This is a genomic window from Lacinutrix salivirga, assembly GCF_053604675.1.
In genome coordinates, this window is the sequence record NZ_JBSHNP010000135.1 from 119,865 (window position 1) to 141,909 (window position 22,045).

13 protein-coding genes and 1 tRNA gene are annotated in these 22,045 nt (G+C 31.7%); 5 read left to right on the forward strand and 9 right to left on the reverse strand.

Annotated elements, in window-relative coordinates; genetic code table 11:
* Window positions 1-15: 15 nt before the first annotated feature.
* On the reverse strand, window positions 16-1,626 hold the full coding sequence (locus tag ACVC5O_RS12225) for a peptide MFS transporter (RefSeq protein ID WP_452221767.1): 1,611 nt from the start codon (window positions 1,624-1,626) through the stop codon (window positions 16-18).
* Window positions 1,627-1,673: 47 nt separating this feature from the next.
* The gene (locus tag ACVC5O_RS12230) at window positions 1,674-3,863 is read right to left on the reverse strand and encodes a S9 family peptidase (protein WP_452221768.1); all 2,190 of its coding nucleotides are present in this window, start codon (window positions 3,861-3,863) and stop codon (window positions 1,674-1,676) included.
* 149 nt (window positions 3,864-4,012) lie between these two features.
* Here ACVC5O_RS12230 and ACVC5O_RS12235 point away from each other — a divergent pair, with 149 nt between their 5' ends.
* Window positions 4,013-5,299 carry a hydroxymethylglutaryl-CoA reductase, degradative gene (locus ACVC5O_RS12235; protein ID WP_452221769.1) on the forward strand — a complete coding sequence of 429 codons (1,287 nt, stop codon included), beginning with the start codon at window positions 4,013-4,015 and terminating at the stop codon, window positions 5,297-5,299.
* Window positions 5,299-6,264, forward strand: a complete 966-nt coding sequence (locus ACVC5O_RS12240) for a GYDIA family GHMP kinase (RefSeq protein ID WP_452221770.1) — start codon at window positions 5,299-5,301, stop codon at window positions 6,262-6,264. The genes ACVC5O_RS12235 and ACVC5O_RS12240 overlap by 1 nt, the downstream gene beginning before the upstream one ends.
* Window positions 6,265-6,340: 76 nt before the next feature.
* Here ACVC5O_RS12240 and ACVC5O_RS12245 read toward each other — a convergent pair whose 3' ends face one another.
* From ACVC5O_RS12245 to ACVC5O_RS12275, 7 genes are all read right to left on the reverse strand, one after another.
* A complete protein-coding gene (locus tag ACVC5O_RS12245) occupies window positions 6,341-8,491 on the reverse strand; it encodes a peptidylprolyl isomerase (RefSeq protein WP_452221771.1) in 2,151 nt (716 codons plus the stop codon).
* Between the two features lie 140 nt (window positions 8,492-8,631).
* Window positions 8,632-9,921: a hemolysin family protein gene (locus ACVC5O_RS12250; protein ID WP_452221772.1), complete on the reverse strand. Its 1,290-nt coding sequence runs from the start codon at window positions 9,919-9,921 to the stop codon at window positions 8,632-8,634.
* The gene (locus ACVC5O_RS12255; RefSeq protein ID WP_452221773.1) at window positions 9,922-10,122 is read right to left on the reverse strand and encodes a hypothetical protein; all 201 of its coding nucleotides are present in this window, start codon (window positions 10,120-10,122) and stop codon (window positions 9,922-9,924) included.
* A 48-nt stretch (window positions 10,123-10,170) separates the two neighbouring features.
* Window positions 10,171-10,725, reverse strand: coding sequence for an LPS export ABC transporter periplasmic protein LptC (gene lptC / locus ACVC5O_RS12260; RefSeq protein ID WP_452221774.1), 555 nt, complete (start codon window positions 10,723-10,725; stop codon window positions 10,171-10,173).
* Entirely contained in the window at window positions 10,725-12,101 is a 1,377-nt protein-coding gene (locus ACVC5O_RS12265; protein WP_452221775.1) for a tetratricopeptide repeat protein, read from the reverse strand. Before ACVC5O_RS12265 ends, lptC begins: the two co-directional genes overlap by 1 nt.
* A gap of 10 nt (window positions 12,102-12,111) precedes the next feature.
* The gene (locus tag ACVC5O_RS12270; protein WP_452221776.1) at window positions 12,112-13,422 is read right to left on the reverse strand and encodes a hypothetical protein; all 1,311 of its coding nucleotides are present in this window, start codon (window positions 13,420-13,422) and stop codon (window positions 12,112-12,114) included.
* On the reverse strand, window positions 13,419-14,150 hold the full coding sequence (locus ACVC5O_RS12275; protein ID WP_452221777.1) for a type III pantothenate kinase: 732 nt from the start codon (window positions 14,148-14,150) through the stop codon (window positions 13,419-13,421). Before ACVC5O_RS12275 ends, ACVC5O_RS12270 begins: the two co-directional genes overlap by 4 nt.
* A 100-nt stretch (window positions 14,151-14,250) precedes the next feature.
* On the opposite strand from ACVC5O_RS12275, the gene ACVC5O_RS12280 reads away from it, so the two are divergent.
* The 3 genes from ACVC5O_RS12280 (at window position 14,251) to tamL (ending at window position 21,976) form a co-directional block, all read left to right on the forward strand.
* Window positions 14,251-14,326, forward strand: a tRNA-Phe gene (locus ACVC5O_RS12280).
* Window positions 14,327-14,561: 235 nt separating this feature from the next.
* Window positions 14,562-19,655: a translocation/assembly module TamB domain-containing protein gene (locus ACVC5O_RS12285; protein WP_452221778.1), complete on the forward strand. Its 5,094-nt coding sequence runs from the start codon at window positions 14,562-14,564 to the stop codon at window positions 19,653-19,655.
* Entirely contained in the window at window positions 19,655-21,976 is a 2,322-nt protein-coding gene (gene tamL, locus ACVC5O_RS12290; RefSeq protein ID WP_452221779.1) for a translocation and assembly module lipoprotein TamL, read from the forward strand. The genes ACVC5O_RS12285 and tamL overlap by 1 nt, the downstream gene beginning before the upstream one ends.
* Window positions 21,977-22,045: the final 69 nt, after the last annotated feature.

Consider the following 22,045-nt stretch of genomic DNA (forward strand, 5'->3'; position numbering starts at 1 on the left):
TGTATTTAACGTTTGTTATTTAATGCCATGCATCATTTTCTTAATTGTACCGTTAAGCAATAACATAATTATACCTGCAGCAATCGGAATTAAAGTAAATATTAAAAAGAAGTATGTTAAACCAGACTCCTCTAAAATAGGGTCCATAAAACTAGCTGTCCAACCTCCAATTACTCCAGCAAGGAAATTAGAGATAAACCATATACCAAACATCATTCCTACTAATTTTGCAGGTGCTAATTTACTAACATAAGATAATCCTACTGGAGATAAACACAGTTCTCCTAAAGTGTGTAATAAGAATGCTAGTATTAACCATATCATACTTACTTGTGCTGTTTTAGCTCCAAGTGGTATATCTAATGAACCATAAGCTAATGCTGCAAAACCAACTCCTACTAATATAAGGCCTAAAGCAAATTTTATAGGTCCAGAAGGATTATATTTACTTTCCCAAATCTTAGAAAACACAGGTGCAAATAGAATTATAAATAATGAATTTAAAACTGAGAACCATGAAGCAGCAACTTCCGTTGAGTCTGATTGAAATTCTCTATAAAGCATCCAAATTACAATTCCCCAAATAATAGCAAAACTAGTTCCTAAAAAAATATTTGATAATGCATATTTTTTAAAGGTTTGTTTAAATAGCATTGCTAAAACCCATGTTAAAACAAACAAAGGAACTAATGTAATTATTGTATTTATAATATTAAAAGTAGTTGCTCCGTCACCAGTTAAGGCTCTGTCTGTGTAATCTGCAGCAAAAATTGTCATAGATGATCCTGCTTGCTCAAAAGCCCACCAAAAGAATACTGTAAACAGTGCAAAAATACCAATTACTGTCAACCTGTCTTTTACAACTTTGGAGTTTTCAGCTTCTTCAACAACATCTTCAATATCTTCCCCTAACTCTTCAAGTGAATCTTCTACAGCGTCATCAAAATCTTTTGTGCCTTGAGGTGTTAATCCTATTCGACCAAATATTTTTTGAGCAAAATAAAATTGAAGCATTCCAAAAAACATAAAAATTCCAGCTAAACCAAAACCATAATGCCATCCTATTTTTTCTCCTATATAGCCACAAAGTAAAATACCTAAAAAGGCTCCAGCATTAATTCCCATATAGAATATAGTATAACCAGCATCTTTTTCTTTACCTTGTCCTTTATATAACTGACCTACAATTGAAGAAATGTTTGGTTTAAACAAACCATTACCTAAAATAAGTAGTACTAATCCTAAATAGAAAAAATATTCTGTAAATATTTCTAAAGCCATAGATGCATGCCCTAAGGTCATAATAAAGGCTCCTAAAACAACTGCTTTTCTAAATCCTAAAAATTTATCTGCAAGATATCCTCCAATTACAGGTGTCAAATAGACTAAACCAATATACCAACCAAAAAGTAAAGTAGCATCAGCACGATCCCAACCCCAACCAGCTGCATAACCATTTTCTGGATCTCCAGTTACTGCAGTAATTAAAAATAATACTAGTAATGCTCGCATTCCATAGTAAGAAAAACGTTCCCACATTTCAGTAAAAAAAAGTATAAACAGTCCTGAGGGATGACTTAAAACAGTCCTTTGGTTAATTTCTGAACCTCCAAATTTAAATTCCATATTTAATTAATTATTAGTTAGTAATTTTTAAAAGTAATAAGTTATAATCATTTTAATTTATCGCCTAGTGTTTTATCGATAAAATTGGTCATTTTTTTATACAAATGCAATCTAGTGTTTCCTCCATAAATACCATGGTTTTTATCAGGATAAATCATCCATTCAAATTGTTTATCGGCTTGGATTAATGCTTCAACCATACGCATGGTGTTTTGTACATGCACGTTATCGTCTGCAGTACCATGTATTAATAAAAAGTCGCCTTTTAATTTATCGACATGGTTTATAGGTGAGTTTTCATCATAACCACTAGCATTTTCTTGCGGTGTTGTCATGTAACGTTCTGTATAAATAGTATCGTAAAAACGCCAGCTTGTAACTGGAGCAACTGCAATTGCCATTTTAAAGACATCGTTGCCTTTAAATAAAGCATTACTACTCATAAATCCTCCATAGCTCCAGCCCCAAATTCCTATTCTTTCTTCATCTATATAATTTCTCTTTGCTAATAATTTTGCAGCTTCAATTTGATCTTCTACTTCGTATTTACCTAGTTCTTTTTGAGTTACTTTTTTAAATTCTGCCCCTTTTAATCCTGTTCCTCTGCCATCTACACAGGCAATAATATATCCTTTTTGTGCAAGATATTGATACCAATAATCGTTGGCTCCATTCCATCTGTTTGCTACTTGTTGCGATCCTGGACCAGAATATTGATACATAAATAATGGATACTTTTTTGATGCATCAAAATTTGCAGGCTTAATCATCCACATATTTAAATCGTTACCATTTACACTAATGGTACTAAATTCTTTTTTAGACAGTTTATAGTCTGAAAGCATTGTGATTAGTGCCTCATTGTTTTTTATATTTTTTATTACTTCGCCTGTTTTAGAATTGTTTAAAGTGTAAGTGTAGGGCGTTGTAGAGCTTGAGTAGGTGTTTATAAAATATGTAAAATCTGCACTAAAAGACGCATTATTAGTTCCTGTTTTGCTAGTTAGCCGTTTTTTATCTGTTCCGTTTAATTTAATAGAATACACGTCTCTGTTTATAGATCCATTTTCTACAGATTGATAATAAATTCTACCTGCTTTTTCATCAAAACCATAATAATCAGTCACTTCCCAATTGCCTTTGGTGATTTGATTTATTAATTTTCCGTTTTTATCATAATGGTAAATATGGTTAAAACCATCTTTTTCGCTAGTCCATATAAAACTGTTATCTTTTAAAAACGTTAAATTATCTGTAACGTCAACATACGCTTTGTCTCTTTCTTCTACTATTAAATCTGTAGAATTTGTTCTGGTATTAATCATCCATAAATCCAATTCGTTTTGGTGTCTATTCATAAATTGAGCACTCAAAACATCAGGATTGTTAGTCCATTTTATTCTTGGAATATAAAAATCGTTGTATGTTTTACTAACATTTATATCTTCTAGCTTCCCTTTACGTAAATCGAAAACATGAAGTGACACTATTGCGTTTTTCTCACCAGCTTTAGGATATTTAAAAACTGTTTGTGTTTGGTATAAATTTTTGCCATACACATCCATTGAAAACTCTGGCACGTGAGTTTCGTCAAATCTAATAAATCCAATTTTATCACTGTCTGCATTCCACTCAAAAGCGCGTACAAAGGCAAATTCTTCTTCATAAACCCAATCTGTAATACCATTAATTATTTTGTTTTTAACACCATCGGTTGTTAACTGCGTAACTTTATTTGTGTTTAAATCTTTTACATACAAATTATTATTGTAACCATAAGCTACTTTATTGCCATCTGGCGAGAATGTTGGTTCTTGGATTTTATGATTGGCAATGCTGTGAATAGAGTTTTCGGCAGTATTATAAACATAATATTTCCCTAAAGAAGAACGTCTAAAAATGGACTCCTCTTCTGTCGCTAAAAGAATTTTATTTTCGTCTGCACTAAATGTGTAATTTGTAAAATAAGGTAAATCTTGTAAATCCGTAGAGTTCACTAACGTTTTTACTTTTTGAAGTGTTTTATAATCGTAAACATCTATACTTGTAGAACCAGAAACTCTATCAAAATTTAAAACAGAATATTGTTGTCCGTTTTTCATAGAATGCAAGGCATCCATGCCTTGTGTTCTAAAAGTGCCATTCCAAATTTCTTCGAGAGTAATCTCTTTGTTTTGTGCTGTTGTTAAAGTAGTTACTAAAAAACAAACAACTGCAAGCGATTTTATTAATTTCATAAAGAATACATTATAGACAAAATGATGTCAAGTTTACTAAAAATTATGCAAAAAAACGTAAATATTAACAGTTAAATAGCCATTATTAAAAGTTGAGGCACAATTTCTATACCAAGAATAGTATCTTTGCTAACTTTAAAACAACTGGTATGCAAAACATGGTTTCTGGCTTTTCCAAACTTTCTAAATCCGAAAAAATAGACTGGATTGTAAAAACACACTTAAATAATTCTGAAACTTCTAAAGCCACCATTACTCAATATTGGAATTCGAACGCAAAGCTTCAAAAGTTACACGATGAGTTTATTGAAAACACAATAACCAACTATTATTTACCACTTGGAGTAGCTCCAAATTTTATGATTAACAATAAAATTTACACTATTCCTATGGCTATTGAAGAGAGTTCTGTAGTAGCAGCAGCAAGTAAAGCTGCTAAATTTTGGATGGAGCGAGGAGGTTTTAAAGCCGAAGTGATTTCAACTGAAAAAATAGGACAAGTACATTTTATGTTTCATGGAAATGTTGACGCATTAAACACCTATTTTACGACCATAAAACCAAAATTAATAGACGCTACAAAACCCATAACTAAAAATATGGAAAAACGTGGTGGAGGGATTTTAGATATACAATTAGTAGATAAAACCGAACGTATTAAAGGATACTACCAGCTACACGCTACTTTTGAAACCTTGGATGCAATGGGAGCAAATTTTATAAACTCGTGTTTAGAACAGTTTGCAAAAACGTTTAAAGCTGAAGCTGAAGAACACCTTAACAATCCTATTGAAATAGTAATGAGTATTCTCTCTAATTATGTACCAAACTGCCTTGTAAAAGCAGAAGTAAGTTGTGCTATCGAAGAGTTACCAACTAACGATTTTAATGCCGAAAAGTTTGTACAAGCAGTACATATTGCAAAAGCAGAGCCTTACAGAGCTGTCACTCATAATAAAGGGATTATGAATGGAATAGATGCTGTTGTACTCGCTACAGGAAATGATTTTAGAGCTGTTGAAGCAGGAATACATGCTTATGCATCGCGAAACGGAGAATACAGTAGTTTAACGCATGCCGAAATTAAAGATGGTATGTTTAGGTTTTGGATAGAAATCCCTTTAGCCTTAGGCACTGTTGGTGGATTAACCAGTTTACACCCTTTAGTAAAATTAGCGTTAGAAGTTTTAGAAAAACCATCTGCAAAACAACTTATGCAAATTGTTGCTGTAGCAGGTTTAGCACAAAATTTTGCCGCTTTACGCTCACTAACAACCACAGGAATACAAGAAGGACACATGAAAATGCACCTAATGAATATTCTCAATCAGTTTGAAGCGACTACAGAAGAAAAACAAAAAATAGTTGAGCATTTTAAAACCAATACAGTAACACATAGTGCTGTTGTTGAAGCCATAAATAATTTAAGAAATTAATGTCTAAAATTAACAGCATAAAAGAGACTAATACCTCTTCGTTTTATAGTAGCGGAAAACTACTACTAACAGGAGAATATGTTGTGCTTGATGGTGCTTTGTCGCTTGCCGTACCTACTCAATTTGGACAAAGTTTACAAGTTGAACCTATTGAAGACAATCTGCTAATTTGGAAAAGTTTAGATCAACAAGGAGCTGTTTGGTTTCAATGCACGTTTAATTTAGCAACTAATGAAATCCTTAATCAAGTTGAAAATAACCATGAGGTTTCTCAAAGACTTTTACAAATACTACAAGCTGTAAAGCGGCTTAATCCAGAGTTTTTAAAAAACACTCAAGGCTACAAGGTTACTACTGCTTTAGAATTCCCAAAAAATTGGGGACTTGGCACATCCTCTACACTTATAAATAATATTGCCAATTGGGCAAACGTAGATGCTTACCAATTACTTAATTTAACCTTTGGAGGAAGTGGTTATGATATTGCTTGTGCTAAAAATGCTTCAGCAATTACCTACCAATTAAAAACACCTTTTGACTGTGATCAAAATTACAAACGATTAATTCATCAAGTAAATTTTAATCCTTCGTTTAAAAAACAGCTGTATTTTGTGCATTTGAATAAAAAACAAAATAGTAGAGAAGGCATCTCACAATACAAAAAAAACACGATTAATAAAGCTGAAATTATTTCAGAAATAAATAGCATTACGCAACAAGTTATTGCTTGTAAAACGTTGGACGAGTTTAGTGTTTTAATTGAAAAGCATGAGCAAGTCATTTCTAGTATAATTAAGCAGGAGCCTATTAAAAATAAACTTTTTAGTGATTTTGAAGGTGCTATTAAAAGTCTTGGTGCTTGGGGCGGAGATTTTGTTTTAGCGACTTCTAAAAGTAATCCTGAAGCCTATTTTACACAAAAAGGATACACTACCATTTTAAACTATAGCGAAATGGTTATTTAACACTAATTATACAAAACAAAAAAGTCCTTTTGAGTTTTCAAAAGGACTTTTTTTATTATTGTGAGTTTACAGTTTCTTATTGAACTGTATTTGCTCTATTATCTTCAATTTCTGCAGATTCTTTTAAAGCTGCAAATAACTTAGCATTTACTGCATTAGATTTTTGCTGCGATACTTGATTAGCAAAAGCTTGGTAATTATCTAATTCTGGTGCTGGTGTAATTTTAGTTGTTTCTACCATATATACTCCATTGTTACCAGTTATTAAACCAGAAGTTGCTCCTTCTTTTAATCCAAATGCTGTACCAACAACCATTGGCTCTCGTCCTGCTCCAGATACTGTTGGGTTTTTCATATTAACTGCTAAAGCTGTTTTAATAGTTTGCTTTTCAGCATTGGCTAAATCTTGTAAGTTGGTAGCACTTACTCTATCTTTAATTAGCTTTGCTTTTTTCTGCTTACGAATTTCTGGTAATGCTGTTACTGAAGCATCTTCCACATTCATTAAGCCTTTATTGTTTTTTGCTGTCAATTGCACTATTGCATAACCTCCAGGTACATTAAAACGTTTAACATCTCCAACCTTACTATCTTCTTCAAAAGTCCAACGAACAATCGCTCTTTGGTTACCAAGTCCTGGTATATTTTCGTCTAAAGCTTTAATACTTTTTAATGGTCGTGCAGTATAGTTGTTTTCTTTAGCTGTTTCTAAGAAATCTTTTTCAGACACAGCCAATTCAAAATTAGAAGCATCTCTAAATATTTTATCGTTAGTAGCATCGCTAGGTTCTATTTTTCTTGCTATTGTACCAACTTTAATAACTCTTTGTTTGTTTTTTTGATCTTCAATATCAATAATATGATAACCAAATGCAGTTTCTACTACACCTAAATCTCCAGTGTTATTTTCGAAAGAGAAGTTATTAAATTCTGGAACCATTGCTCCATAAGTAAAGTATCCTAAATCTCCTCCTTTTGCTCCACTTCCTTTATCAGACGACATTGTTTTAGCGACATCTGCAAATGTAGATTTGCTTCTTTTAAACACTGCTAGTAAGCTATCTGCCTGTTGTTTTGCGGCTTCTTTTGTTAACGCGCCTTCTGTTGCAGAACGAGACCCTTCAAAAGGAATTAAAATGTGTCTTGCTTTTACAGAGTCTGGCATTTTAGATTCTGCAATTACTTTAGATATTTTGTAATAACCATTATCTTTATATGGTCCAAAAGTTTCACCAACATTTAAACTGTATAGTTTGTCTGCAACGTCCTTTGGTAATTGATTTTTGTTTACAAATCGATCTTCAAATTTTAAATCTGAATTAGCATTTATAAATGCTTCGTTATCTGTTATTTTAGAGAATGGTTTAACTGAATCTGTTAATTTGGTGTTTTCATTATACTCTGTTGTACCATTTAAAAACCCATTTAATTCAGCTTTTATAGCGTTTTCATCTTCTACAGAAGCTACTTCTTTAAATTCTACAAAGTTTATGCTTCTTGATGCTTCTACCTCGTATTGGCTTTTATGATCTTCGATATAGGCTTTAATTTCTGATTTAGACACAGTAATTGTACTATCTGGTATAGAAGAAAAAGGAATTTGTACGTATTTAAAATCTACTTTATCGTTGGCTAATTTATAATCCATTTCACCTTCTGCAATAGTAGCAGTTGTTCCTGCCTTAACCATATTAAGGTAGTTTTGTCTTAAGTAATTTGCTGCAACAGAGTTTTCGTAATTTACCCAAGCTTGGTAGTTAATTGGTTGCCCATTTAAAAATCCAAATTCTGGAGAGATTGCTTTTAAATTAGCAATAAACTCGTTTAATTTATTTTCATCGAACACACCAGCTTCGTTTAAAAAATCTGGCATTGTTGCTAAACTTTGTTTTAAGATATCTCGCATTTGATCTTGCTCTACAGATAATCCTAAGGCTTCGTATTGATCGTTTAAAATAATGCTTTGAACTTCTTGCTCAAATACAGAGTTCATTACTTGTGTATTAGTAGCTCTACCTTGCTGTTGTCTTTGCATGTTTTCTACTCTATTCATAAAGTCCACTCTATTAATATCTTTACCATTTACAGTGGCAACAATATCTTGAGATTTGTTAAATAGTGCATCTTTATTATCAAAAAGACTTGATAAAATAAAAGCAAATAATGCTAAAGCAATTACTAGTATTAAGACAACTGTTTTTTGTCTAATTTTGTTTAATATAGCCATTTATGTTATGTTTTTGGTGCAATTAAGTCCGCGAAAATACCATTTTCTATTTAATAATAAAAGGGATATTTAGTATTTTGTTTGTAGTCTCCTTAAAGTCTTTAGGATTTTATTTACAGGAAGTGAGTTTTTAATAATTTTTAATCCTCCTCAATACGTTTTAACTCTACCAAATCTATTTTTGTATTAGAGACTTCTATAATCTTAAATTGGTAGCCATCTATAGTTACAACATCCTTTTGTTGTGGGATTTCCTGCGTGTTATCTACGATTAAACCTCCTAAGGTTTCATAGTTTTCGCCTTCTGGCAGATTTAGTTTATAGGTTTCGTTTAAATAATCGACTTCTAAGCGAGCGGAAAATAAATAGGTGTTGTCTTCTTTTTTTTCTTCTATTAAGTCTATAGTATCGTGTTCGTCTTCAATTTCGCCAAAAAGTTCTTCTACAATATCTTCAACAGTAATAATACCTGAAGTTCCTCCATATTCATCTAACACAACAGCTATACTTTTTCGTTTTTTAATTAAAACGTTTAAAATATCGTTAATTAGCATAGTTTCTGGCACAAACTCTACAGGCATTAACATGGCCTTAATTGTTTTAGGTTTTTTAAATAAGTCGAAAGAATGCACATAACCCACAATATCGTCTATGGTCTCTTTAAAAACTAACATTTTTGAGAGACCCGTTTCTGTAAATACTGAATTTATTGATTTTACCGAATCTGAAATTTCTACAGCAATAATTTCGGTTCTAGGCACCATAACTTCTCTGGCTTTAACTTCTGCAAATTCTAATGCGTTTTGAAATATTTGTATTTCGGAATCTATATCGTCGTGCTCTTCTACAGATTGCATTTGTTCACTAATATAGTTTCCTAATTCTACTTTAGTAAAGGCTAATTGCACTTGGTCGCCTTCTGTTTTAAAAAAGCGTTTTAATACAAAATCTGTGATCCAAATCACAAACCAAGAAATAAACCAAAACAATAAATAAAAAATATAAGCAGGCAATGCCAACACTTTTAATAATGTATTTGAGTAAATCTGAAAAAACACTTTAGGCAAAAACTCTGCAGTAAAAAGAATTAATAGTGTAGAGATTATGGTTTGGGTTAATAAATTAAAATCGACTAATAAATAATTTAAAACAGCGTTATCGGTTGGTAAAAAACTGCTAAACCATTGCATGAGCAAATCTCCCATAAAATAGGCATAAACCACTAATGCAATATTGTTACCAATAAGCATTGTTGCAATAAATTTTGAAGGTTTTGCGGTTAACCTAGATAGTATTTTTGCTAAAAGACCATCTTGCTTTTTTTCAATTTCAATATGTATTTTGTTAGAAGATACATACGCTATTTCCATGCCTGAAAAGAAAGCAGACAGTAATAATGAAACTACAATAATGGTGACGTATAATGCCATTTACTTGGAATTATTATCCTTTGGGTCTTCGTATTTTTTATCAAATTTTCTTCTAAATAGAAACATAAATACTGCCAATGCAAATAAAAACAAGCTCATGTACGAGCGATTTTTATCTGTACTCCAATTTTTAATTACATCGTAAATTAAAAATGCTGCAAGACCTAAGTATAAAAATTTTGAAAATTTAAGATATTTCATAATACTGTAATTTATACAAATATAGTTTTAAATAAGAAATAAAGGCTTTTATTGTTTAACTGAAATATCTCCAGAAAACCCTAAAACTTCTGTTTTTTTAAAGTTTTTGTCAGAGTCAAAACTTTGGCCTTCTATAATATCGTAACCTGTTTTATACTTTACAGGAAGGTTTGTGAATAACCATTCTTTTTTTTGATCATAAAACAGTTGATCTGCATACAAGGTATCGCCTTTATGCGAAGTTAATATAACATTGCCTTGTAAATCTATTAAATCGGTTTTTGGGTAAGAAATAGCGTAATCGGAAATGACTGTGCTTTTGTTATTAAAGTCATCGTAAATATGTAAAATAATACCATCCGGAAACTCTGTATAAGGGTAGCTTTTATTACTAAAATCAACCATTTTAGCACTTATTAAGTGCGCAACCACTCGTCCAGAGTCTGTTCGTTTTAAATTAATTCCTTTGGCTACTCCAACAGGCTCGTTTTGGGATATTCCTATTTTTTGAACTTCTTTAAAGTTATTTTTACAAGAAAAAAACAAAGTCACAGCAATTGCTGTGACTAAGTTTAGTTTACTATTTATTTGTTTAATTATCATTATAGGCTTGGTACTGTTACGCTACTTCCAATCCAACAACCTATTTTAATTGTTTGTCCTGCATTACCTGCAGCAAAAATCTCTTGTTTTGTTGGTGCTTTTGCCATATAACTATTAACAGATTGAGAAGATGCTCCACTTAATGTTGGATCTTTACGTCCTGCTTTTCTAGCTTCATTAGCTGCTAACCAGAATACTGCTCTTTTGTTAAAGTTAGAGTCTCCACAGTTTTTAGCGCTAGATGCATACATAGATGCAATTGCTAAGTGTGGTCTTCCGTTAGATGGATTTAAGTCTAAAGCTTTATTAAAGTAAGACCTCGCTTTACCAAAGCTTCCAGCTGACTTTAATTTTAATCCAATCTTATAATATAACTTAGACTTTTTAAAGTTATCTGTTTGTAAGCTAATTGCTTGCTCATAGTAAGTAATTGCTTCTGAACTTTTCCCTTCTTTATCCTTTAATATCCCTAAGTAATATGCAGAGTTTGCAGATGGACTAATATTATGGTAAGCATTTACTAACTTAAAAAATAATGGATCGCTTGTACAGTCTTTTTCAGACATTTTACCTGCTGCTCTTTGTAACCACAATGCATTTGTTTTATTAGCTTCAAAATCTCTTTCGTATAATGGTACTAAATTAGAACAGTTAGCTCTATCACCTAATTTTTGATCTATACTACCAGAAATTAAATCGTAATTCTTTAAATAGCTTTCGTAGTATTTTTTATACTTTAAGTCTTTACTCGTTAACGCTGTACCAGAGTTTTCTTTAGCTATTTTTTCGTTTAATTTAGTTGAAAATGCAGCCACTTCTGTTTCTACTTTTTCAGTAACATCATCATACTTATTAAATAACTCCTGAGCTTGTTTTTTACCTGCATCATACAAATCTACCATTAAAGAGAAATACGTATATAAGGCTTTAGGGTTTTTAAAGTTTTCTTTATCTGTAGTATATGCTTTATCAAACATGTTGTACAATTCTTCGTCAGTTTTATTTAACTCGGTTTTATACTCATACATTAATTGTGCTTGGTCAGACATAATATCTCCTTTTTTAGATTTTTCAGGAAAATTCATCATTTTCTCATCCCAAACTTTAATTAGATCTTTTACATACACTAATTTATCTGCACCTTGAGTCTTTTCAATTTTATCTTTTAAAATCTTTTCTCCATCTACGTAAATAGCGTTGTTTAATTTTGGACATTGTGTTCTTACTTCCATCCAAGGTTTGTATGCTGCTTCGTAATTTTTAGCTTTCACATACTCATGGAAAATAGACAATTTAGTATCACAATCATTTTGTGCAAAACCTACAGTTACTCCTAAGAATAAAAATGTAAGTAATAGTGTAATTTTAGTTTTCATAATTTTAAGTTTAATTATATTTTCTTTTTTGGAACCATCTATCATTCAAAGATAAACTTAATTGGAAATTAATAAAATTCTCTTTTATAAGATTATTGTTTGTTGTTCCTCTATGTCCAAATTCTAACCCTAAATTTGCATTAGAGAGAAAATCGTTTCCAACTGGTAAACCTAATCCAAAAGACATGCCAAACTCGTCAATAGACTCATTATTTATTTTTAAACCCGTATTTTCCACTCGCATTCCTGCTCTATAAACTACACGTTTCCAATAACTTGAAAACGAATTATACTGCGGAATATAAAATCCTCCTAAAGAAAATGATGTTCCATCTTCGTAGGTAGAACCTGAATTCGCGTATAGTGGATTAAAAAAGTTACTTGTTTTTGTTGTGGTATGCTCTACACCAGCAAACCATTTTCTTGGCTCTCCAACTCCTACTCCAAAAGAAAATCGGGATGGTAAGGTTAAATTTGTTTCTTTTAACCCAATAGACTCTAAATCGGCCTCGATTGTATTTACTGGAAATTCTGCACCTGTACTGGTACTAATTCTAATAGTTGAAAACGACCTTTCGTTTTTAGAGGTTAAATCTGCTTGAGGCGTAAAAGTAGCGCTCGTCATCAGCTCTAACTTTGGTGTTACCATAGTATTATAAAGTACTCCTATATTAAAATTTAACCCACTTAAATCAGACCTGTTAGTTTCTCTAGATTGGTACTGAATAATTTCGTCGTCGTCGTTATACAAGAAATTTATACTACTGTTTTGGATGTTTCCAAAATCATAATCTGCTTCTAAACCAATGCTAAACCCTTCAAAAACCTGATATCCAACAGCTAAAAACGCTTTGTTTAATCCTCCATTACCTTTAAAACGGTCTGTAATATTTCCTAATTCATTTCTATTTTCTAATTTATAACCTACAGAGGTATATGGCAGCAAACCAATACCTACTCCAAATCTTCCTACAGGAATTGAGATTCCAATATAATCAAAAGTTGTAGAGTTTACTCTATCTTCTCCAGAGTTACTAGACAGTTTTGTACTGCTATGAGAACCACCAACGGTAAATTTTACAGGCCTGCTCTCATTATTAAACATTGCTATATTATTACCTGCAAAAGATGCTGGGTTTTTAAAGTTAACATGTACACTATCTGTATATACACTTAATCCACCCATACTTCTATTTTCTACGCTTCCTTTAAACTTTAAACTTCCTATACCATAAAAAGAATATGGTGAAGCTGTTCCTTCTTGAGCGTAACTTTTAATTGCAAATAATGCAAGAAAAACCAAAACCAGTTTTTTTATCATCGTTTTTTATTAAATTCTAAAATATAATTTAATCCTTCGAGGAGAAAATTTTGATTGGCAAATATGCTACTTTTTAATTGCTTTGACAAGAAATTAGCGTCTCCTCCTGTTAAAATTACTGTTAAATCTGTATATTTTTCGGTATAACTTCCTATAACACCATCAATTTCGTTTAAAACACCATAAATAACGCCAGAATGTATAGAATTATTGGTGGAGTCTCCAATTAAACTAACAGGCTGGTTCGTTTCTAGTAAAGGCAAATTAGCTGTTTGGTTATGTAATGCGTTGTATCTCATTTTAATTCCTGGAGAAATTGCTCCTCCTAAATAGTCATTATTTGTAGTCACAAAATCATAAGTAATACAAGTGCCTGCATCTATAATCAAAGCATTGGTGTTATTAAATTGATCAACAGATGCGCAAACAAGAGCAATCCTATCTATTCCTAAGGTTTTGGGTGTTGCATATAAATTTTGAAAAGGTACTTTAGTTTTTGAACTTAATTCCAAAACAGTATGTTCTTCTTTTAAATACTGAACGTCTTCTGTATTTAATTTTCCAACTGAAGAAATTATAATATCATTAATCTCTTGGTTTTTTTTAAGACTCTTTTTTGCTTCTTTTAAAAAATCTTTTGCTTTACATACTTTTTTATACCGAATAGTATCACTCTCAAAAACAGCTAGTTTCACAAAAGAATTACCGACATCTACTATTAAATTCATACTTATATTTAAGATTGCTAATTTACAAAACGATTTTTTATAAATTTTCCTTTGCGGATTATAAAAATGAATATATATTTGCACTCGCATTTATGCAATTGGTGCCTTAGCTCAGTTGGTAGAGCAAAGGACTGAAAATCCTTGTGTCCCTGGTTCGATTCCTGGAGGCACCACCACTAAAAACCCGAACTATATGTTCGGGTTTTTTGGTTTTATCCCATTTTTATTTTTTAAATTAATCCTTTTACCCTAATCGCTTAATGCCTCTAAAAACTGCATTTATTAAAGTTTTAGTTTTACTAAACATTAATAAAGCTTAAAATTTAACAAAATATATAGTTTTATTAAACAGAATATAAACACTCCTATTGCAATATTGCTGTAATTTTGTTGCCACAAACACTAATTGTATTGAATAAAGACAACTTAAATAAAAAAACGAACGTTAAAAAAAAGAAAAAACACCGGATTTTAAGAATTTTTGGTAAAACGTTTCTTATTCTTTTTGTTGTGCTCTTTCTGATTGTGCTCTTTATTCGCAGTCCTTTCGGACAAAATTATATTATAAATAAAGCCACATCTTACATTTCTAATAAAACCAAAACAAAAGTTGAAATCGAAAAACTGTTTGTTACTTTTAATGGCGATGTTCAATTAAATGGTTTATATCTTGAAGATAAAACTGGCGATACTTTAGTGTATTCTAAATCTTTAGAGGCAAACGTACCGTTATGGAAAATGATTAATGGCGAAGGTATTGGTGTAGAATCACTAGATTGGGAAGGACTTCGTGCAAATATTATTAGAAAAGACTCCATAAATGGTTTTAATTTTCAGTTTTTAATAGATGCTTTTGCAACCGAAACTGAAACAGTCGCAGATACTACTGCTACAAAACCATTAGATATTGTTTTAGGTAAACTGAATTTAAAAGACATAGATATTGTTTATAACGATGTTGTTTCTGGTATAGATAGTCGTTTTGATGTTGGAACTCTTCAAATGGAAATGGAACGAGTAAATCTTGAAGCTATGGATTTTAAAGCTTCAGAAATAGAATTAGCCAACGCCAAAATTAAATTCTTTCAAAGTGATATTCCTGTTGACACAAATAGTGAAGCCACAGCATTGCCAAAACTTTCCGTAGAAAAAATAACGCTTAAAAACATAGTCGCAAATTACAAGTCAGAAACCGATAGAATGGCCGCAACTATTAACATTGCAAATTTTTACACCGAAATTCCCAATGCTAATTTAGCAGATAATACCATCGAAATTAATACACTAGATTTAAAAAACTCTGTCATTGCAATTTATACTGAAACCGAAAATAATGCCATAACAGATAAAGCGGAAGACGTCACTAATGACATAAAACAAGACGTTAAAAACTTTGAATGGCCAGATTTAAGAGTTTCCATTAAAAGGATTAATCTTGAAAATGATAACATTAGCTATTTTGTTGGTAACGCAAAAGCGATAAAAAATCAATTTAATCCAAATGCGTTAGTTTTTAACAACTTAAATTTAAAAGGACATTCTATTTTTTTAAAAGATAAAAAAGGCAGATTAGATTTAGAATTCTTAAATTTCAAAGAAGCTTCAGGTTTAAACTTGAAGAATTTAGCTCTAAACTTTAGTGTTTCCGATAAAGCATTATTGATTGATGATTTAAAATTTCAGCTAAATAACAATGCAATTAATGGCGATTTACAATTGGATTACACTTCATTAGCGTCATTAATCCAAAAACCTGAAAGCTCAAAAATTGCTCTAAATCTTCCTGATTTTAAAGTGGATTTAAATGAAGTTTTAAAGTTTCAGCCAGAGCTAAAAAACAATGAATATTTTAAAACGCTCAGCAATCGACCACTTACTGGAACTTTAAATGCAAATGGATATATTTCTAATATTAATTTACAAAATGCACTAATTAATTGGGGAAATACCACAAGAATCTCTGCTACTGGGAATATTTTAAACGCAACAGATGTAGATAATTTACAATTAGTTATTCCAAATTATTCTGCAGAAACCACAAAATCTGATCTCTTACAATTTGTTAACGAGAATGACTTAGGTGTTTCACTACCGCAAAACATTGAAATTGCAGGTACTATAAATGGAAGTTTAGACAACATTTTTACAAACTCAAAAATTACTACTTCTCAAGGTATTGCTAGTATTAATGGTAATTTTAAAAACACAAACACAATAGCTTTTGATGCTAAAATTAATATTGAAGATTATAAACTAAGCCAATTACTACAAAATGAAACTATTGGTAATTTAAGCCTAACGTTAGATGCCTCAGGAAAAGGAAAAACCATAAATACTTTAGATGCTAACCTAAATGCCATAATTTCTGATTTTGGATACAATAATTATGCTATTAAAAACCTTAAACTTAACGGAAACATTAAGGACGGAAAAGGAAATATACGCTCTAATTATAAAGACGACAATCTTAATTTAGACCTCAATGCTGCAGTAGTTTTAGACTCTGTTGCGCCAGAAGCTAAAATAAACTTAAATGTTATTGGAGCTAATTTACAAGGCTTGGGTGTTATGAGTCGCGATATAAGAGCTGGTTTAAATCTAAAAGGCACTTTTAAAGGTAATGCCGAAAAATATAAATTCGATGCCAATATTGAAGATGGTGTTATTATTTACGACAATAAAACCTACTTATTAGGTAATATCGATGCAACTGGTTTTGTTAGAAAAGACACCACATCCATAACATTAAATAATAAGCTTGTGGATTTAGAATTACAATCTAATACAGATCCGCAACGTTTTAGTACTGCATTAACAAAGCATTTATACAGTTATTTTTATCGCGATATTGAGGTTAAAGACACCATTTTAAGTCCTGTAAATTTAAAATTAAAAGGCCACATTGCACAATCGCCTTTACTAAACGATGTGCTTTTAGTTAATGCTAAAGAACTAGATACCATTTCTATTAATGTGGATTTTAAACAAGCAGAACGCAAACTATTGGCAGAGATTACTGCGCCTCATATAAATTACAGTGGTTTAGAATTAGACAGTTTGGCTTTTAAATTAAATGCAAATAAAACCGATTTAAATTTCGATTTTGGTTTTAAAGCTTTTAAAGCAGGAGCAATAGATATACAGCGTACACAAATTTCTGCTGACCAGAAAAATAACCAAATGCTATTAAGTATTACTGCCTATAATGAAGAGGAAAAACTAATTAACGTCTTATCTCAAATTACTGGTAATAGAGAAAGATTATCTTTTAAAGTGTTGCAAGACAATTTAACTTTTAATCAAGAGCCTTGGACTATTCCAAACGATAATGAAATGAGTATTGGCGAAAACCGTTTAGAATTCAATAACTTTAAAATTAGTAATGGCAACCAATCGGTTGAACTTACGGACGATCTTCCAAATAGTAGCAAACAACATGTTGCTCTAGATTTTAAAAACTTTAATCTAAATGACTTTTTAAGCTATTTTAATGCTGAAAAATCTTTAGCTTCTGGTATTATTAATGGCGATTTTATTCTGGAAGAACCCTTTAAAGACACTGGTATTTTAGCAGATCTTGAAATAGGTAAATTTGAAGTTTTAGAAGCTCCTTTAGGCAAGCTTTCCATTATCGGAAGATCATTAGACAGCGACAGTTATGCGTTTAACACATCGCTTAAAGGTGGTGATATAGATTTAGACTTAATAGGCGATTATATTGCAAATAAAACTGGTGCAAACCTCGATTTAAACCTAAGTATAAATTCGTTTAAAATGAAGGCTTTAGAGCAATTCTCTCAAGGCTACCTAAAAGATACAGATGGCGATTTTTCAGGACAATTTAAAGTTAGCGGAACAAGCACAAATCCTAAATACAATGGACAATTAAACTTTAATAATGCCAAATTAAATGTTGCAATGCTTAATGCTGCTTTTTTATTAGAGGACGAAGCCATTTCTATTAATAACGAAGGCATACAACTATCCAACTTTACAATAAAAGACAAAGACAATAATAGCTTAGTATTTACAGGCAATATTGGCACAAAAAGTTTTATCAATCCAACGTTTGACTTAGGCATAAAAGCCAAAGATTTTCAATTTATAAATGCAACTAAAGAGGATAACGATGTTCTTTACGGCAAAGCTAGTTTTGATGCTAATGGAAGACTTACTGGCGATTTACAAATCCCTAAACTCAGCGCAGATGTTAATATAAGTTCTAGTACAGATATTACCTATGTAATGCCTTCTGCAACTGTAAATGTTGAAAAACGAGATGGTGTTGTGGTGTTCGTAAACAGAGATAATCCAGATGCTATTTTAACACAAACCGAAGAAAAAACAGCCAAAATTAAAGGCATAGATATAAAAACCCTATTAAACATTAGCGATAAAGCAACAGTAACTGTTATTATAGATGAAGAGACTGGAGATTATTTTAAAGTTTCTGGTAATGGTGAGTTTACATTTTTAATGAAACCTAACGGTCGCATGGATTTGGTAGGTACTTATAATGTAGATTCTGGAGTGTACGAAATGAACCTCTATAATATCGTTAATCGAAAATTCCATTTAGCACCTGGAAGTAAAGTCAGCTGGTCTGGCGATCCTTTTGATGCAAAATTAGATGTTCGTGCTATTTACGACCTAAAAGCTTCAGCCTCTCCACTTATGGCTCCGCAACTTTCTGGTGCAGATCCATCTATTAAAAGTAAATTTAGACAAGTATTACCTTTTTATGTGTATTTAAATATCGATGGTGAATTAATGGCTCCAAAAATTTCGTTCAAATTAGATATGCCAGAGGACGAACAAGGCGCAATTGGTGGTCAAGTTTATGGTCGTGTGCAACAGGTTAACCAACAAGATGGTGAGTTAAATCGTCAGGTATTTTCACTCTTAGTTTTAAACCGTTTTTATCCAGAACCAGGAAGCGATGGTAGCACAGGAGGTTTTGCAACAGTAGCTAGAGACAATTTAAACGATGCCGTTTCAGATCAATTAAACATGTTTTCTAATAAATTATTAGGCAATTCTGGCTTCGAACTCGATTTTGGTTTGGATAGCTATACAGACTATCAAGGTAATGCACCACAAGACAGAACACAGTTAAATATTGCGGCACAAAAACGCTTATTTAACGATCGCTTAGTAGTACGTGTTGGTAGTGAAGTCGATTTACAAGGCAGTAGCTCTACAGGAGAAGAAACACCTTTAATTGGCAACGTTAGTTTAGAGTATTTACTCACTAAAAATGGTCGTTATAAATTAAAAGGCTTTCGAAGAAATGAGTTTGAAAACGTAATCGACGGACAAACTATTGTTAGTGGTATTGGTCTTATTTTTACACAAGAATTTAATCAATTTAGCGAGCTTTGGGATGCTATTATTAAAAATGAAACTGATGAAGAGAAAATTGAAAGAGAGAAAATAGAACAAAACCAAAAGTCAAAAACTGAAGAAAAAACAGATTCAATTAACGAAGAATTAAATAAGAATTAGTGGCTAAATTAGGACTACATAAGAAGGATTTTTTATTGAAATGTTGCAAACAAGCATCTTTAATAGTGCTGTTAGCTCTACTATTTCAATCGTGTGCTGTAAAAAAATACATTCCAGAGGACGAGCTATTGTACAAAGGTGCAACTCTCGAAATAAAAGCCGATAGCCTAGTTAAAAATCCTGAAGATTTAAAAACAGTATTAGAAGCTGCTATTACTCCAAAGCCAAATACAAAGTTTTTAGGCATGCACTTAGGCTTGCATTATTACTATAAAAACCAAAAAGAACATCCTGGATTTATAAACCGATGGTTCTATAAAAAATTCGGACAAAAACCTGTATATAAAAGTGATGTAGAGCCTTTTGAAGTTAAAGAAGTGTTGTTAAATAAACTAGAAAATAATGGCTTCTTTTACAGTGCTGCAAGCTCTAAGTTTACAGACAATGAAGATGCAAAGGAAGCAACAATAAAGTACACTGTAACAGTTCCAAAACCCTATACAATTGAAACCTATCAGGTAGATTCTTTACCATCTCCTCTTTATGAAGAATTACAAGCTAGTGCTAAAATTTCAAAATTTAAAAAAGGAATTCGCTTTAGTTTACAAAATATGAAATTAGAGCGTGAGCGTTTAGATGCTGTTTTAAAGAAAAAAGGCTACTACAATTTTAATCCAGATTTTTTAATTTTTGAAGCAGATAGCACAAGGTACAAAGACAAGAAAATTGATTTGTATTTAACGCTAAAAAAAGATGTACCTAAAAAAGCCACAATACCATATAAAATTAAGAGGGTTAATGTTTATCCAAACTACGAACTTTCTACAGACACTAAGATTTCAGGCAAAGAACGTTTTAACGATAAAAACTATTTTCAAGATCAAGAGTTTTTTCAACCTAAACGCTTAGATCCATTTATTACTTTAAAAGAAGGACAACTCTATAATCCAGAGACTTCAAAAAATACTGCACGTCGTTTATCGTCTATTGGAGCGTATAAATTTGTAAATATTCAATACAAAGAAACCGACTCTATAACAGAAGACGGTTTGGCATTTCTGGAAGCAAACATCTATTTATCGCCATTAAACAAAAGAGCACTTAGAGCAGAGCTACAAGCGGTTACTAAATCTAATAGTTTTGCAGGACCAGGTTTGGTATTAACGTATAGCAATCGTAACTTTTTTAATGGAGGAGAAACATTAAACATGAGTTTAAAAGCGGCTTACGAAACCCAAATTGCTGGTGGAAACCAAGCTGGATTAAGCAGTTTAGAATTGGGTTCTAAAACAGAACTTATTTTTCCACGAGTTTTATTTCCTATAAAAATTAGTAGTAATTATTTTGAATATTCTATACCCAAAACAAGAATGTCAATTGGTTTCGATTATTTAAACCGAAACAAGCTATACACGCTACTATCTGCCAATGCTAGATTTGGCTATGTTTGGGATGCAAACCGTTTTGTTACACATGCTATAAATCCAATCTCAACAAATTACACAAGGCTTTCTAATACTACAGATGCCTTTCAAATGATATTAGATAATAATCCGTTCTTAAAACGCAGTTTCGATCAAGAGTTTATCTCAGGACTCACCTATTCCATTACTTATAATGGCTTGGTAGATACTAATAAAACACATCAATTTTATGCTAATTTTAACTTTGATATTGCAGGAAATACTATCAGTCTTTTTGGAAAAGAAAAGCAACCCAATACGCCAAAACAAATTTTTGGTTTAGAATACGCACAATACGCAAAAGCAGATATCGATTTACACTACCATTATAATTTTGGAAATGATCAAAAAATAGCCACTCGCCTATTTGCAGGTTATGGTTTGGCTTATGGCAATTCCGATATTATTCCATTTACGAAACAATATTTTTCTGGAGGACCTTACAGTGTTCGTGCCTTTAGGATTCGATCTTTAGGACCTGGTACTTACGACGAATTAGGCACAGACGAAGGCACTTTTTTCGATCAAACAGGTAACATTCGTTTAGAGGCAAATGTAGAATACCGCTTTCCACTTTTCAGCTATCTTAAAGGAGCACTTTTTGCAGATGCAGGAAACGTTTGGAATTCAAAATCCAATCCCGCTTTTGGAACAGAAAACAAAGATAAATTTACAAGTAACTTTTTAAGCGAATTAGGTATGGGAGCAGGTTTTGGTGTACGTGTAGATGTGCAAGGTTTTGTAATTCGATTAGATTTGGCAGCTCCTTTTCATGATCCTTCACTACCAAAAGGACAACGCTTAGATTTTAAAGTGGACGAACCCATTCTAAACTTTGCGATTGGTTATCCATTTTAATGCCAATTACATAATTAGCACTTTGGTAACGTGTAGGTAAATTAAGAGTTCTATAATTTACTTTTCTTT

Excerpts from the sequence above, each read along its gene's own strand:
- ACVC5O_RS12225 (WP_452221767.1), bottom strand. The coding sequence starts at position 1,626 with ATGGAATTTAAATTTGGAGGTTCAGAAATTAACCAAAGGACTGTTTTA.
- ACVC5O_RS12230 (WP_452221768.1), bottom strand. The coding sequence starts at position 3,863 with ATGAAATTAATAAAATCGCTTGCAGTTGTTTGTTTTTTAGTAACTACT.
- ACVC5O_RS12235 (WP_452221769.1), top strand. The coding sequence starts at position 4,013 with ATGCAAAACATGGTTTCTGGCTTTTCCAAACTTTCTAAATCCGAAAAA.
- ACVC5O_RS12240 (WP_452221770.1), top strand. The coding sequence starts at position 5,299 with ATGTCTAAAATTAACAGCATAAAAGAGACTAATACCTCTTCGTTTTAT.
- ACVC5O_RS12245 (WP_452221771.1), bottom strand. The coding sequence starts at position 8,491 with ATGGCTATATTAAACAAAATTAGACAAAAAACAGTTGTCTTAATACTA.
- ACVC5O_RS12250 (WP_452221772.1), bottom strand. The coding sequence starts at position 9,921 with ATGGCATTATACGTCACCATTATTGTAGTTTCATTATTACTGTCTGCT.
- ACVC5O_RS12255 (WP_452221773.1), bottom strand. The coding sequence starts at position 10,122 with ATGAAATATCTTAAATTTTCAAAATTTTTATACTTAGGTCTTGCAGCA.
- lptC (WP_452221774.1), bottom strand. The coding sequence starts at position 10,725 with ATGATAATTAAACAAATAAATAGTAAACTAAACTTAGTCACAGCAATT.
- ACVC5O_RS12265 (WP_452221775.1), bottom strand. The coding sequence starts at position 12,101 with ATGAAAACTAAAATTACACTATTACTTACATTTTTATTCTTAGGAGTA.
- ACVC5O_RS12270 (WP_452221776.1), bottom strand. The coding sequence starts at position 13,422 with ATGATAAAAAAACTGGTTTTGGTTTTTCTTGCATTATTTGCAATTAAA.
- ACVC5O_RS12275 (WP_452221777.1), bottom strand. The coding sequence starts at position 14,150 with ATGAATTTAATAGTAGATGTCGGTAATTCTTTTGTGAAACTAGCTGTT.